Here is a 13,523-nt window from a genome sequence, read left to right as displayed (position 1 = left end):
TTCAGTATTGCCCGGATTCGGCGCTTTTTGACGCCGGCCGGGTCTGTTAGCGGTCGGACGATGATCCGACCCAACATCGTCGAACAAGGCCATGCGCTGCTGGCTGCCGGCCGGGCCCAGGCCGCGGTCGACCTGATCGTCGATGCCGCCAAGCGCGGCCATGGCGAGGCACTCCACGAACTCGCGCTCTGGCATGTTTTCGGCGATCCGGTGCCGCGCAGCTTCGCCGCCGCGCGCGCGCTGTTCGAAAAGGCGGGTGCGGCGGGGCATAAGGCGGGAGCGCGCACCCATGCGGTGTTCGTAGCGATCGGTGCGGGGGGACGCGCCGACTGGCCCGCCGCGCTCGCGCTGCTCGACCAGGCCGCTCGTCATGATCCCGTCGCCGCGCGCCAGCGCGAACTGATCGCCGCGATGAAGCTGAAGCCCGATGGCACTCCGGCGGCCGGCCCGCCGGTCGAACCGTTGTCGGCGTCCCCCAAGGTCGCGGTCGCGCGCGCGCTGTTCACCCTCGACGAATGTGCCCACGTCGCCGCGCTTTCGGCGCCGCGCATGACGCCGTCGATCGTGGTCGATTCGGTGACGGGCCGCGAAGCGCCGCACCCGATCCGCACGTCGGACGGAACGGTGCTGGGGCCGATCCAGCAGGATATTGTCATTCACGCGCTCGACCGGCGGATCGCCGCGGTCAGCGGGACGCGCGTCGAGCAGGGCGAACCGCTCTCGGTCTTGCGCTATGCGCCGGGACAGCAATATCGGCTCCACCACGACTGCCTGCCCGGCGAGGTCAATCAGCGCGTGATGACGGCGATCATCTATCTTAACGATGGCTATGAGGGCGGCGCGACGCAATTCCCGGCGATCGATACGGAGTTTCGCGGCGAGGTTGGCGACGCGATCCTGTTCGTCAACACGCTTCCCGACGGCGGCGTCGACGAGCGGAGCCGCCACGCCGGCCTGCCCGTCACCCGCGGCGAAAAATGGATCTGCACGCGCTGGATCCGCACACGCGATTTCGATCCATGGGGTATGCGCCCCGCCTAGGCGTGCGTCAGGACCAAATGCGCTCGAACCTGTCGCCGAGGCCGGTGAGCAATTCATATTGCGACAGCCCGCAACGCGCCGAAACCGCCGGCAAGTCATAATCGAGGCTGAGCCAGTCGCCCTCGGCGATTGCCCCCGCATCGCTCGCGTCGAATGCAATGATGTCCATCGACACACGGCCGACGAGCGGCAAGGCCTGCCCCTGCCAGGTTGCCGCGCCCGTTCCGGCGTGGCATCTCAAATAACCGTCGGCGTAGCCCATGTTCGCAACCGCGATCCGGCTGTCGCGCCGCGCGGTCCAGGTTGCGCCATAGCCAACCGTTTCGCCCGCGCGCACCATGCGCACCTGCAACACGCGGGTTTCGGGAGAGGCGACCTGCCGGATATGCCCCGCAGCCTCGGGACGGGGCGTGCCGCCAAAAAGCGCGATGCCGGGGCGCGTGAGGTCGAACGCATAGTCGGCGCCAAGGCAGATGCCCGCGCTGTTCGCGAGGCTGTAGCGCCGCGCCGGGATTTTCTCGCGGATCGCCCAGAAAATCGCCAGTTGCCGCGCATTTTGCGCGCTGTCTTCGTCGGCCGATGCAAGATGACTGAGCAGGGTGTCGATCGCCAGCCCCTCGAGCGCGCCGTTGAGGACCTCTTCAGCGCGCAGCCCGAGCCGGTTCATGCCGGTGTCGACCATCACATCGCACGGCCGCCCTTCGCCCGCCTCGCGCCAGCGCCGGATCTGTTCGATACTGCCGAGCACGGGCCGTGCGGGAAGCGTGCGCGCCGCCACCATGTCGCTAGCACCAACCCCGTGCAGGACCGACACCGACACGCCGTCAGGCAGCGGCATCAGCGCAGCCGCCTCGACCCATGTTGCGACGAAGAAATCGCGGCAGCCGGCGGCCGCCAGATGCCGCATCACCGCGCGCGCACCGAGGCCATAACCGTCGGCCTTGATCGCCGCGCCGCATGCCGCGGCGCCGCTCTGCGCAGCGAGCCAGCGCCAGTTGGCGACAAGGGCATCGCGGTCGAGACGAAGACGGAGCGGCGACGGAACGGCAATCATGCCTGTGCCCCTATACGGGTTCGGGCGCCGCGCCAATGGGGTGATCAGGCTGCCGGTGCCGGCTTGTCCCACTGCCCTTCGACCGGGTCCTTGAGCATGAAGGCGGTGACAAGGAAGGCCATCAGCACCACACCCCAAGTGTACCAGAGTCCGGCATAGGCATTGCCGGTCTTGGCGCTGATGAAGCTCGCGATCAGCGGCAGGAACCCGCCGAAATAGCCCGTACCCAGATGATAGGGGATCGAGAGCGACGAATAGCGGACGTGCGGCGGGAACATTTCGGAGAGCAGCGCCGCGACGGGGCCATAGGTGAAGCCCGACAAGGCACTCAGGCCGAGCAGCGCGAGAAAGATGACGGCGATGCTGCCGACGCTCGGCACCTGCTTGGCGAAATCATAACCCATCGCCTCGAGCGCGGGTTGCAGCAAGGCGGGGTCCTCGCTCGCAACCTCGCGGTCACCGATGCGGATCTTGACGCTGTCGAAGCTGCTGTCCGTTGCGACGACCGTATAGGGGACGCCGAGCTTCGTCAGTTCGCCCAATGTTCGACCGCATGCGGTATCCTGTTTCTGGGCGAAGGGGTCGAAACTGCATTGCGACCCGGCGACCGTCACCGGAGCGCGTTCGGCCGCGGCCTGCAGCGACGGGTTGGCGACGCTACCCATCCACCAGAACAGCGGGAACAGCAGCACGAGCGTCGTGGCATAGCCCCAGACGATTGGCTTCTTGCGCCCGATACGGTCGGACATGCGGCCCGCCCAGATGAAAAATACCATGCCGGCCGCGGCGGCACAGCCGACGATGATTTCGGCGGCGGTATCCTCGACCTTCATCGGTCCTTTGAGGAAGGAGAGGCCCGAGAACATCGCGGTGTACCAGATGACCGTCAGCCCGGCGGCGATGCCGAACAGCGCGATGAAGATACGGCGCGGGTTGCCCGGATAGGTGAAGCTTTCCTTCAGCGGGTTCTTAGCGAGCTCGCCTTCCTGCTTCATCGCCTGGAACACCGGGCTTTCGGACAGTTTGAGGCGCATCCACAACGAGATCGCAAGCAGGATCAGCGACAGCAGGAACGGCACGCGCCAGCCCCAGCTTTCCCAGACCGCATCGGACATCAGCGCCTTGCACCCGAGCACGACTATCAGGCTGAGCACGAAGCCGCCGACGACGCTCGCCTGGATGAAACTGGTATAAAAACCGCGCTTTCCGGGCGGCGAATGTTCGGCGACATAGATCGCCGCGCCGCCATATTCGCCGCCGAGCGCCAGCCCCTGCAGGATGCGGAGCAGGATGACGATGATCGGCGCGGCGATGCCGATCGTCGCGGCCGACGGAATCATGCCGACGCCTGCCGTGGCTATCCCCATCAGCGTGACGGTTACGAGGAAGGTATATTTGCGCCCCAGCCGGTCGCCGAGAAAGCCGAACAGCACCGCGCCCAGGGGACGGAAACCGAAACCGACCGCAAAACCCGCCCAGACGAGCAAGGTTTCGAGCGTGGCGTTGTCGCTGGGGAAAAAGGCCTTGCCGATGATCGCCGCAAGCGTGCCGTAGATGAAGAAATCATACCATTCGAACACGGTGCCCGCCGACGAAGCGGCGATGACCATGCGGATGTCCTTCTTGGTCGGTTGGTAACCTGCGGCTTCGCTCATCGCTCTGACAATCCCCCATATGCCGTTCGTCCTGAGCTTGTCGAAGGACGGTTCTTCCTTCGACGTTGCGAGAAAGGACGGCCCTTCGACAAGCTCAGGGCAAACGGTGTTGTTTTCTTGCGTCCGTCATAGCCGCTGTTCTGCCTTGCACAAGCCGGGGCGTGGGGGCAGCATCGCGCAATGACCCGCTTCATCGACCTTTCGATCCCGATCACCAACGACGTCGTGTCCGACCCGCCGGTGATGCGCCCCAACATCACCTATATGACCCACGAAAATACGTGGGAACAGATCGCGATGTTCTTCCCCGGGCTGACCAGGGAGGATTTGCCCGACGGTGAAGGCTGGGCGGTCGAGAGCCTGACGCTCAGCACGCACAATGGCACGCATATGGACGCGCCGTGGCATTATCATTCGACCACCAACAGCGGCGCGTCGCCTGCGCCGTCGATCGACGAAGCACCGCTCGATCTCTTCTTTCGTCCCGGGGTGAAGCTCGATTTCTCCGGCAAACCCAACGGCCATGTCGTGAGCGGCGCTGAGGTCGAGGCCGAACTCACACGGATCGGGCATGACCTCCAGCCGCTCGACATCGTGCTCGTCCAGTCGGGCGCAATCTATGGCACCGACAATTTCACCGATCAGGGCTGCGGCATGGGCGCCGAAGCGACGCTCTACCTGACGACACGCGGCGTGCAGGTCGTTGGCACCGATGCGTGGAGCTGGGACGCGCCGTTCAGCCACACCGCGAAGCGCTGGGCCGAAACGCGCGATCCGTCGATCATCTGGGAAGGCCATAAGGCGGGGCGTATCCGGCCCTATTACCAGATCGAGAAGCTCACCAACCTCGCCGCGATCCCGGCGACGGGTTTCACCTTCAGCTGCTTTCCGGTGAAGATCGAGCGCGCCAGCGCGGGATGGATCCGCGCGGTGGCGTTGGTGGATGCTTAGGCATCGAGGCTGCCGATGATCGGAAGCAATGTCGTAGCGGCGGTGTAAAGAAAAGCCGCGTGCCGTAGCGACGGGCGGTACACGCGCCGCAAAAATAGCCAGACAAACAGGATCGGCACCAATTGCATCCCGATCAAAAGCCAGTAATCGAGCGGCCGATAGTCGCCGTCCATCATCCCAGATTCTGCGTCGCGATGATCCAGAGCGTCCAGAGGCCAAGCGCGAGCAATGTACCAAAGGTCGCGACGACGCCGACCTGACGCCCGAGCGGGGCCTTGCCCGGTTCGGAAGGCGTATAGAGTCCGATCACATGCGCCACACGGCCGATCAGGAAGACCGCACCGATGATCATCAGCGCCAAATGATTGGCGCGCGCCGTCTCCAGCAGGCCGAGCAGGATGATGGTGATCGGTGCATATTCGGCAAGATTGCCATGCGCGCGGCTGGCGCTGATCAGCTTCGCGTCGCCATGGTCACCGAAGGCAGCCTTGAGCCTCAGGCGCTGGCGTACGGTGTCGATCGCCGTGACAAGCAGCAGCAGCGCGCAAATCGCGGCCACAAATGCGGTTACCGGTAAAGTCATGCACCCTCTCCCCTATTTCCCGTGCGCAGCCTAGCCGGTCGTTCGCCGCTTGGCTATTCGCGCGGCTTGTTGTCCAGCTTGGCCTCCAAAAACGCGAGGATGCGCGTCTCGACCGAGGTGCGGCTGACCTCGCCGCCTAGGCTGACCGCCCCCATCGGATAAAAGTGGCCGAAACCGGGCACCCAGGCCTGCTCGGTCGCGATCCCTTTGCTCGCCAGCGCCTTGACCGCGAAGCGCGTTCCCGACTGGATGCCTTCCAGATCGTTCTGGGCGACGAAGAAAAGCGCCGGCGGCATGCCCGGCTGGACGGTTTCGAAGAGATTGTAACCGCTCAACCCGCCCGAGAGCGCGAAAACCGCCTTGACCGGCGTGCCGATGCCATAAGCCGTGTTGAGCGCGGTGATCGCGCCCGCCGAAAAACCGCCGAGCGCGATGCGATCGGCATCGACACCGAATTTTCCCGAATGGCTGCGGATAAATTCGGTCGCCATCGCCATGTCCTCGGCCGCGCCGAGGATGCTGCGCCAATATTGGTCGCGGGTCGCGTCGTCGAGCGGCGGCAGCCCCATGCGCTGGCGCACGATTTCGATGCGCGCGAGCGCGGCGGGCGACAAATTGACCGACTTTGGGACCAGCTTCTTTTCGTCGACGGATTTCGCGAGACCGGGGTCTTCCTGCGTCAGGCGATAGTCGATCGAGAAACAGACATAGCCGTCGCGTGCGAAGCGGCGGCAATAATCGGCCATCGAGCTGTCCTGCGCGCCATCCTCGGTAAAGCGCTCCTCGCCTTTGCTGCCGCGATGGAAGGCGCCGCCGAACGCCATGATGACCGCGGGGCGGTTCGCCAGCGGATTGCCGTCTGCGACGGGACGATAAACGTCGAGCAGCAGGTCGCGTTCGCGTGGCCGGCTTTGCGAGGCGTGTATCGGCGCGCGGCCATAGACCACGTTGCGCGACAACTGCACATCATGTTCGCGCCGCACTTCCGCTTCGGCTGCCGCCGTTACGGGCAGCAGCATCGCGCAAGCAACCGCAACAATGGCGGCTTTCAGCAAGGCCATCGTCCTTCTCCCCCTGTTTCTTCACGCCAACCTAGCCCGAAGTATCAGAAGAGAGAAAGATCAGAAGAGCCGCGAGCCGTCCGGAACCGGACGATCTGGCGCGAACAGGATCACCGCGCCTTCCTCGTCCGCAAAACCGAGCGTGAGCACCTCCGACATGAACTTGCCGATCTGGCGCGGCGGGAAGTTGACGACGGCGGCCACCTGCCGCCCCGCCAGTTCCTCCAGCGCATAGCGATCGACGATCTGCGCGCTGCTTTTCCGGATGCCGATCGCGGGGCCGAAATCGATCTTCAGCTTGAACGCGGGCTTGCGTGCCTCGGGAAAGGGCTCGGCCTCGACGATCGTGCCGACGCGGATGTCGACGCGGAGGAAATCATCGAATGCGATTGTTTCCGCGGCGGGAGCGTCCTGATCGTGGCTAACGTGCATCTACAAAACTCCGCTCGCCCTGAGCTTGTCGAAGGGCCGTTCTTCTCTTCAACGCCGTAGAAGGAAGGACTGTGCTTCGACAAGCTCAGCACGAACGGATGGGGATTATTCCATCTCGAGGATCACCGCGTCGACCGCGAGGCTGTCGCCCTGCTCGGCGTTGACGCTTTTCACCGTGCCCGACTTTTCGGCGCGAAGGATGTTTTCCATCTTCATCGCCTCGACCGTCGCGAGCGGCTGGCCGCCCTCGACCTTGTCACCCACCCCGACATGCAGCGTGACGAGCAGGCCCGGCATCGGGCAGATCAGGAATTTCGAGAGGTCGGGCGGGATCTTTTCGATCATGTGCTGGGTCAGCGGCGCGATATGCCACGGCAGCACGCGCACGTCGTGGATGCGTCCGCGCGTCGTCATCCGCCAGCCGGTGCGCGTCCTGGCGACTTTCACCGCAAGCTCGGTGTCGTCGATCTCGGCAATCACGAGCCGGTCGCCGGGGGTATATTCGAGCGCGATGTCGAGCGCTTCGCCATCGACCTTGATATGCTTGTGGCCGAGCTTCACCTTGTGCTCGGCACCGCCCACGGTGACCTGCCATTTCGCCGGCGGATCGAGCCGGTCGCCGAGCTGGCCGTCGGTGCGGCGCGCGCGATCGGCCTCGGCGCTCGCCATGAAACCCGCGATCGCCGCGAGCGCGCGGATCACATGCTCGTCAGTATCGGCGCCGTGGAAGCCCTCGGGATATTCCTCGGCGATAAAGCCCGTCGTCAACTCGCCCGAGCGAAAGCGCGGGTGCTGCATGATCGCCGAGACGAAATCGATATTGTGGCCGAGCCCTTCGATCTCGAAGCGGTCGAGCGCCGCGATCTGCAGGTCGGCGGCTTCGTCGCGCGTCGCGCCCCAGGTCACGAGCTTCGCGATCATCGGGTCGTAGAAGATCGACACCTCGCCGCCCTCCTCGACCCCCGCGTCGACGCGAACGCCATCGACGCCGCGTGTCTCGCCTTCCCACGCCGGAACGGGGGTCCGGTAGCGCACGAGCCGCCCGGTCGAGGGCAGGAAGCCGCGATAGGGATCCTCGGCATAGACGCGGTTCTCGATCGCCCAGCCGTCGATCTTGATGTCATCCTGCGTCATCGCGAGCTTCTCGCCCGCCGCGACGCGGATCATCTGCTCGACGAGGTCGATGCCGGTGATCGCCTCGGTCACCGGATGCTCGACCTGGAGCCGCGTGTTCATTTCGAGGAAATAGAAGCTTTCGCCCGTCGGGTCGGCGCCCGAGACGATCAGCTCGACCGTGCCCGCGCTGTAATAGCCAACCGCCTTCGACAGCGCGACGCATTGTTCGCCCATCGCTTTGCGCATCTTCTCGGTGACGAAGGGCGACGGCGCTTCCTCGACCACCTTCTGGTGGCGGCGCTGGATGCTGCATTCGCGCTCGTTGAGGTAGAGGACATTGCCGTGCTGGTCGCCGAGGATCTGGATCTCGATGTGGCGCGGGTTGAGAATGAATTTCTCGATGAAGACGCGGTCGTCGCCGAAGCTGTTGAGCCCCTCGCGCTTGGTCGCCTCGAAACCCTCGCGGACGTCCTTTTCGTCATAGGCGAGCCGCATGCCCTTGCCGCCGCCGCCGGCGGACGCCTTCATCATCACCGGATAACCGATCTCGTTCGAAATCTCGACCGCATGTTCGGTGTCGCGGATCTCGCCGACGAAGCCGGGGACGACATTGACGCCCGCTTCCTTCGCAAGCTTCTTCGACTCGATCTTGTCGCCCATAGCCGCGATGGCGTTCACCGGCGGGCCGATGAAGGCGATATTTTCCTTCGCGAGCGCCTCGGCAAAGCTGGTGCGCTCGGAGAGGAAGCCATAGCCCGGATGCACCGCCTCGGCGCCCGTCGCCTTGCACGCCGCGATGATCTTGTCGGCGATCAGATAGGATTCGGACGCGGGCGAGGCGCCGATATGCACCGCTTCGTCGGCCATCTGCACGAAAGGCGCACGTGCGTCGGCGTCCGAATAGACAGCGACGGTCGCGATCCCCATGCGGCGCGCGGTCTTGATGACGCGGCAGGCGATTTCGCCGCGGTTGGCGATCAGGATTTTCTTGAACATGACAGCTCCTTCAAGCCGTCACCCCGGCGAAGGCCGGGGTCTCTGGCGAGACAGCTCTATGGTTGAGAGGGAGAGATCCCGGCCTTCGCCGGGATGACGAATAAGAAATGATCATCAATATTCCTCGACCAGTTCCTTGAGCTGCTTGGCGCGGGCTTCGGTGAGTTGGGCCTGGCAACCGCTGATCACCATCGGCTCGGCCGAACCGCCGCGCATCGTGTAGCCCTCACTGGCGCAATGCTGGTCGCGATAGGTAAGCCATGCGCGCTGCGCGGCGAGGAGCGTGTCGAAATAGCCCGGGCGATTGTCCTGCGTGCGGTCGAAATCCTTGTCGATTTGCTTCATGCGCGCAGACGTCAGCTTCCATTGGGCGTTCATCGCCGCATCGGCGCGCTCGAACTCCTTGTAAGCACAGGCGTTGAGTTCGAATTGCGCCATCGCATTGTCGCAATCGATCTCGGGTTCCACGGTGGCCGCGGAAAGAAGCAGCAACGAGGCAATTATCATTCGATGATCTCCTTGGGGGCCGGCTCGCCGGCTTCCGTTCGATAAAGGCGCTTGATCCGGTGTGCCCACACCAGCATCAGCGCGAGCGCTGCGACCCAGAGCAGGTTTTCCATCCAGAGCGGTCCGCCCTCGCCCGCCGAAGTTCCCAGCCGTACGCCCTGCATGCGGTTTGCAGTCACGCCGAACGCACAGGAGGCGGGAAGCAGCAGGATCGAAGTCAGGGCGGCGAGAAGCGGTTTACGGGTCATTCAAACATGTCCCTGCGTGCCGCCAGGCCCATCGCGCGTGCCAGCCGGTGACAAAAGATCAGGCACAGGACCGCATAGATCATCGGTGGAACTGCGCCAAACAGCCACTGCTGCCACATTGGCTCCGCTCCCGGACCGTCTATGGCGTAACTCCAGACGCCCTGCACCACCATCCAGTAGAGGGTGGATAACAGGGCAAATCCGATGGCGACCTTGCGGATGTTCACTCCGCAGCTTCCATCCGCATCGGCTCTTCGGCGACCATCGGTTTGATGCCGAGCTTCGCGAACAGCGCGGCGTCGGCGCTGTCGCCGCGATTGCCCGTGGTGAGCAGCTTGTCACCAGTGAAGATGCTGTTCGCGCCGGCCATGAAGCACAGCGCTTGGCATCCTTCCGACATGCTCTCGCGCCCCGCCGACAGGCGCACCATGCTCATCGGCATCGTGATGCGCGCGACCGCGACGGTGCGGACAAACTCGATCTCGTCGATCTGGGCAAGCGGCGTATCGGCGAGCATGTCGCCGAGCACAGTGCCCTTGATCGGGATCAGCGCGTTGACGGGCACGCTTTCGGGGTGACGCGGGAGCGTCGCGAGCGCGTGGATGAAACCGACGCGGTCTTGCCGTGTCTCGCCCATGCCGACGATGCCGCCCGAGCAGACGTTGATGCCCGCGGTGCGCACTTCCTCGAGCGTATCAAGTCGATCCTGGAAGGTCCGCGTCGAGATAATATTCTCGTAATTCTCCGGGCTCGTGTCGATATTATGATTGTAATAGTCGAGCCCGGCGACCGCGAGCGTCTGCGCCTGCTCCTTGCTCAGCATGCCCAGCGTCATGCAGGTTTCCATGCCCATCTGGCGCACGCCCTCGATCATCTCGACGATCGCGGGCATGTCGCGATCCTTGGGGTTGCGCCACGCGGCGCCCATGCAGAAACGCTGCGAGCCCGCATCCTTCGCCTCGGCAGCGGCCTGCAGCACCGCGCGGACATCCATCAGTTTCGTGGCCTTCAGGCCGGTGTCGGCGTGGGCGCTCTGCGAGCAATAGCCACAATCCTCGGCGCAGCCGCCGGTCTTGATGCTGAGCAGCGTGCAAAGCTGGACTTCGCCGCGCGCATGATGGCGGCGGTGGACGCCCTGCGCCTCCCACATCAACTCGTCGAACGGCAGGTCGAACAGTTCGGCAATTTCTTCGCGCGCCCAGTCGTTGCGCGCCGGATCGCCCTGATCGGCGGAAGCGGAGAGGTTCATCGTTTGCAACCCTTGTTGATGTTATTTGCAGAAGCGCGCGAGCGCCGCGTGGTAAAATTCCAACGGTGGCGTTTCGCCGAAGAGCGGCTGGTAATTGCCGTCGGCCCATGGTCGCCGGTCGGAATAGGGAACCGTCACCCGCCGGCGGTCGGCGTCGCTGCCATATTTGCCGACATCGTACAGGATGAGGTCGATATCGGCCTCGGGATCGGCACAGTTGAGGCGGATCAGCCCCTTGTTCACATATTTGTCGGCGGTTTCGAAATAGACGTCGCGCCACGGGCCGTCGGACTTTTCGAGCCGGCCGTACCAGTGGGTGAAATAGACGTCGTCGAGGTCCTGTTTGTATATCCACTCGACGGTCACATCGGGCCGATATTCGCTCGGCTTGCTCGCGGGTTCGGCGTGCGTCGTCGTCCCTGTCATCACGGCCACTCCGGCGAGCATCAAGCCAAATATCCGGTTCATGCGGCATCCTCCAATGGCGGCATATTGTGCCCGAGCAGGCGCAGCACGTCGGCGGCGCATTCGACGACGTTCGAGCCGGGCCCGTAAATCCCCTGTACCCCGGCGTCACGCAGATATTGGTAATCTTGCGGCGGGATGACGCCGCCCGCGATCACCTTCACATCAGCGCGCCCTGCCTCCTTCAGCTTGTGGATAAGTTCGGGGATAAGTGTCTTGTGCCCCGCCGCGAGGCTCGACGCGCCGATGACGTCCACGCCGCTGTCGAGCGCCAACACGACGGTCTCTTCGGGAGTCTGGAACAACGGCCCCGACACGACGTCGAAACCCATGTCGCCGAACGCCGAGGCGATGACGTTGGCGCCGCGGTCGTGCCCGTCCTGCCCCATCTTGGCAACGAGCAGCTTGGGTTTGCGCCCCATGCGTTGTTCGACCGCCTTGACGCCGTCGAGCACCTGCCGCCAGCGGCTGTCCCCCTCATAGGGCGCGGCATAGACGCCCTTCACCGGCGTCGGCTGGGTGCCGTAGCGGTCGAAGCTTTCTTCCATCGCCGAGCTGATTTCGCCGAGCGTCGCACGGGCGCGCGCCGCTTCGACTGCGAGCGCGAGGAGGTTGTTTTCGATGCTCGATGGCTGGGCCGCACCGTCGCGGAGCGCCTTCAGCGCGGCCTGACATGCCGCCTCATCGCGGCTCGCCTTGATCCGGTTGATCCGCGCGATCTGGCCTTCGCGCACCTTCGCGTTGTCGATATCGAGCGTTTCGAGCAGATCCTCGTCCTTCAGGCGATATTTATTCACCCCAACGATCACGTCGTCGCCGCGGTCGACGCGCGCCTGGCGGGCGGCGGCGGCGGTCTCGATCATCGCCTTGGGCCAGCCCGCGGCGACCGCTTTGGCCATCCCGCCTTCCTTTTCGACGCGCTCGATGATCTCCCACGCCTTGTCGACCAATTCTTGCGTCAGCGCCTCGACATAATAAGAGCCGCCGAGCGGATCGACGACCTTGGTCATCCCGGTCTCTTCCTGGATGACGATCTGCGTGTTGCGCGCGATGCGGGCCGAGAAATCGGTCGGCAGCGCAATCGCTTCGTCGAGCGCGTTGGTGTGGAGGCTCTGCGTCCCGCCGAGCATCGCCGCCATCGCCTCGATCGTCGTGCGCATGACATTGTTGTACGGATCCTGCTCGGTCAGCGAGACCCCCGACGTCTGGCAATGCGTGCGCAGCATCTTCGACCGCTCGTCCTTCGCGCCAAGGTTGGTCATCACGCGGTGCCACAGCACGCGCGCGGCGCGCAGCTTCGCGATCTCCATGAAGAAGTTCATGCCGATCGCAAAAAAGAAGCTGAGGCGCCCTGCGAACTTGTCGATGTCGAGGCCGCTGGCGACGCCGTAGCGCACATATTCGGCGCCATCGGCGATGGTGAAGGCGAGTTCCTGCACCTGCGTCGCGCCGGCTTCCTGCATATGATAGCCGGAGATCGAGATGCTGTTGAACTTGGGCATCTCGCGCGACGTGTAACCGAAGATGTCCGAAATGATCCGCATGCTCGGCTCGGGCGGGTAGATATAGGTGTTGCGGACCATGAACTCCTTGAGGATGTCGTTCTGGATCGTCCCGTCGAGCAGTTTGCGGTCGACCCCCTGCTCCTCGCCCGCGACGATGAAGAAGGCGAGAATGGGGATCACCGCGCCGTTCATCGTCATGCTGACCGACATCTGGTCGAGCGGGATGCCGTCGAAGAGGATTTTCATATCCTCAACGCTGTCGATCGCGACCCCCGCCTTGCCGACGTCGCCGACGACGCGCGGGTGGTCGCTGTCATAGCCGCGGTGGGTGGCGAGGTCGAAGGCGACGCTGAGGCCCTTCTGACCCGCCGCGAGGTTACGGCGATAGAAAGCGTTGGATTCCTCGGCGGTGGAAAAGCCCGCATATTGCCGGATCGTCCACGGCCGACCGGCGTACATCGACGCGCGCACGCCGCGCGTGAAGGGCGCGAAGCCGGGGAGACCCGGATCGGTCTGCACATCGTCGGCGGTATAGAGCGGCTTGACGTCGATCCCCTCGGCCGTGTGCCAGGTGAGATCTTTGCCCTTCACTTCCTTTGTCGCGGCGGCGGCCCATTGGTCGATGCTCGGCTTGTCAGTCATAAACAGTCTCTACTCTCT

At 64.2% G+C, this 13,523-nt stretch carries 15 protein-coding genes; 2 read left to right on the top strand and 13 right to left on the bottom strand.

The annotated features are described in order from the left end of the window. The first annotated feature begins 60 nt into the window (after positions 1-60). Positions 61-1,041: a 2OG-Fe(II) oxygenase gene (locus V6M50_RS09925; RefSeq protein ID WP_332818399.1), complete on the top strand. Its 981-nt coding sequence runs from the start codon at positions 61-63 to the stop codon at positions 1,039-1,041. A gap of 7 nt (positions 1,042-1,048) precedes the next feature. Here V6M50_RS09925 and alr read toward each other — a convergent pair whose 3' ends face one another. Then, positions 1,049-2,095, bottom strand: a complete 1,047-nt coding sequence (alr, locus tag V6M50_RS09920) for an alanine racemase (RefSeq protein WP_332818398.1) — start codon at positions 2,093-2,095, stop codon at positions 1,049-1,051. Positions 2,096-2,139: 44 nt separating this feature from the next. Then, a complete protein-coding gene (locus tag V6M50_RS09915; RefSeq protein WP_332818397.1) occupies positions 2,140-3,750 on the bottom strand; it encodes an MFS transporter in 1,611 nt (536 codons plus the stop codon). A gap of 180 nt (positions 3,751-3,930) precedes the next feature. Between V6M50_RS09915 and V6M50_RS09910 the strand changes: the two genes are divergently transcribed. Continuing rightward, positions 3,931-4,701, top strand: coding sequence for a cyclase family protein (locus V6M50_RS09910; protein ID WP_332818396.1), 771 nt, complete (start codon positions 3,931-3,933; stop codon positions 4,699-4,701). Here the strand turns inward: V6M50_RS09910 and V6M50_RS09905 are convergent. The 11 genes from V6M50_RS09905 to scpA all read right to left on the bottom strand — a co-directional run bounded on the left by V6M50_RS09905 (position 4,698) and on the right by scpA (position 13,505). Then, positions 4,698-4,877 carry a hypothetical protein gene (locus V6M50_RS09905; RefSeq protein WP_332818395.1) on the bottom strand — a complete coding sequence of 60 codons (180 nt, stop codon included), beginning with the start codon at positions 4,875-4,877 and terminating at the stop codon, positions 4,698-4,700. The two genes, V6M50_RS09910 and V6M50_RS09905, sit on opposite strands and share 4 nt — an antisense overlap. Continuing rightward, positions 4,874-5,284, bottom strand: a complete 411-nt coding sequence (locus V6M50_RS09900) for an MAPEG family protein (RefSeq protein ID WP_332818394.1) — start codon at positions 5,282-5,284, stop codon at positions 4,874-4,876. The genes V6M50_RS09905 and V6M50_RS09900 overlap by 4 nt, the downstream gene beginning before the upstream one ends. A 53-nt stretch (positions 5,285-5,337) precedes the next feature. Further along, positions 5,338-6,345, bottom strand: coding sequence for an alpha/beta hydrolase (locus V6M50_RS09895; RefSeq protein ID WP_332818393.1), 1,008 nt, complete (start codon positions 6,343-6,345; stop codon positions 5,338-5,340). 60 nt (positions 6,346-6,405) lie between these two features. Then, positions 6,406-6,777, bottom strand: a complete 372-nt coding sequence (locus V6M50_RS09890; RefSeq protein WP_332818392.1) for a tRNA-binding protein — start codon at positions 6,775-6,777, stop codon at positions 6,406-6,408. 105 nt (positions 6,778-6,882) lie between these two features. Beyond that, positions 6,883-8,889 carry an acetyl/propionyl/methylcrotonyl-CoA carboxylase subunit alpha gene (locus V6M50_RS09885; protein WP_332818391.1) on the bottom strand — a complete coding sequence of 669 codons (2,007 nt, stop codon included), beginning with the start codon at positions 8,887-8,889 and terminating at the stop codon, positions 6,883-6,885. A gap of 114 nt (positions 8,890-9,003) precedes the next feature. Then, positions 9,004-9,396, bottom strand: a complete 393-nt coding sequence (locus V6M50_RS09880) for a lysozyme inhibitor LprI family protein (RefSeq protein WP_332818390.1) — start codon at positions 9,394-9,396, stop codon at positions 9,004-9,006. Beyond that, positions 9,393-9,644 carry a hypothetical protein gene (locus V6M50_RS09875; protein ID WP_332818389.1) on the bottom strand — a complete coding sequence of 84 codons (252 nt, stop codon included), beginning with the start codon at positions 9,642-9,644 and terminating at the stop codon, positions 9,393-9,395. The genes V6M50_RS09880 and V6M50_RS09875 overlap by 4 nt, the downstream gene beginning before the upstream one ends. Then, positions 9,641-9,871 (bottom strand): hypothetical protein, encoded by a 231-nt coding sequence (locus tag V6M50_RS09870; protein ID WP_332818388.1) that lies wholly within the window; start codon positions 9,869-9,871, stop codon positions 9,641-9,643. The genes V6M50_RS09875 and V6M50_RS09870 overlap by 4 nt, the downstream gene beginning before the upstream one ends. Continuing rightward, positions 9,868-10,893, bottom strand: a complete 1,026-nt coding sequence (gene bioB, locus V6M50_RS09865) for a biotin synthase BioB (protein WP_332818387.1) — start codon at positions 10,891-10,893, stop codon at positions 9,868-9,870. The genes V6M50_RS09870 and bioB overlap by 4 nt, the downstream gene beginning before the upstream one ends. A 21-nt stretch (positions 10,894-10,914) precedes the next feature. Continuing rightward, a complete protein-coding gene (locus V6M50_RS09860; protein ID WP_332818386.1) occupies positions 10,915-11,361 on the bottom strand; it encodes a hypothetical protein in 447 nt (148 codons plus the stop codon). Then, entirely contained in the window at positions 11,358-13,505 is a 2,148-nt protein-coding gene (gene scpA / locus V6M50_RS09855) for a methylmalonyl-CoA mutase (RefSeq protein ID WP_332818385.1), read from the bottom strand. Before scpA ends, V6M50_RS09860 begins: the two co-directional genes overlap by 4 nt. Positions 13,506-13,523 lie beyond the last annotated feature (18 nt).

Source organism: Sphingopyxis sp., from assembly GCF_036675685.1.
Taxonomy (GTDB): Bacteria; Pseudomonadota; Alphaproteobacteria; order Sphingomonadales; family Sphingomonadaceae; genus Sphingopyxis.
This window is presented reverse-complemented; position numbering and strand designations above follow the sequence as displayed.

Excerpts from the sequence above, each read along its gene's own strand:
- scpA (WP_332818385.1), bottom strand. The coding sequence starts at position 13,505 with ATGACTGACAAGCCGAGCATCGACCAATGGGCCGCCGCCGCGACAAAG.
- V6M50_RS09915 (WP_332818397.1), bottom strand. The coding sequence starts at position 3,750 with ATGAGCGAAGCCGCAGGTTACCAACCGACCAAGAAGGACATCCGCATG.
- V6M50_RS09890 (WP_332818392.1), bottom strand. The coding sequence starts at position 6,777 with ATGCACGTTAGCCACGATCAGGACGCTCCCGCCGCGGAAACAATCGCA.
- V6M50_RS09900 (WP_332818394.1), bottom strand. The coding sequence starts at position 5,284 with ATGACTTTACCGGTAACCGCATTTGTGGCCGCGATTTGCGCGCTGCTG.
- V6M50_RS09895 (WP_332818393.1), bottom strand. The coding sequence starts at position 6,345 with ATGGCCTTGCTGAAAGCCGCCATTGTTGCGGTTGCTTGCGCGATGCTG.
- alr (WP_332818398.1), bottom strand. The coding sequence starts at position 2,095 with ATGATTGCCGTTCCGTCGCCGCTCCGTCTTCGTCTCGACCGCGATGCC.
- V6M50_RS09925 (WP_332818399.1), top strand. The coding sequence starts at position 61 with ATGATCCGACCCAACATCGTCGAACAAGGCCATGCGCTGCTGGCTGCC.
- V6M50_RS09885 (WP_332818391.1), bottom strand. The coding sequence starts at position 8,889 with ATGTTCAAGAAAATCCTGATCGCCAACCGCGGCGAAATCGCCTGCCGC.
- V6M50_RS09905 (WP_332818395.1), bottom strand. The coding sequence starts at position 4,877 with ATGATGGACGGCGACTATCGGCCGCTCGATTACTGGCTTTTGATCGGG.
- V6M50_RS09875 (WP_332818389.1), bottom strand. The coding sequence starts at position 9,644 with ATGACCCGTAAACCGCTTCTCGCCGCCCTGACTTCGATCCTGCTGCTT.
- V6M50_RS09910 (WP_332818396.1), top strand. The coding sequence starts at position 3,931 with ATGACCCGCTTCATCGACCTTTCGATCCCGATCACCAACGACGTCGTG.
- V6M50_RS09860 (WP_332818386.1), bottom strand. The coding sequence starts at position 11,361 with ATGAACCGGATATTTGGCTTGATGCTCGCCGGAGTGGCCGTGATGACA.
- bioB (WP_332818387.1), bottom strand. The coding sequence starts at position 10,893 with ATGAACCTCTCCGCTTCCGCCGATCAGGGCGATCCGGCGCGCAACGAC.
- V6M50_RS09880 (WP_332818390.1), bottom strand. The coding sequence starts at position 9,396 with ATGATAATTGCCTCGTTGCTGCTTCTTTCCGCGGCCACCGTGGAACCC.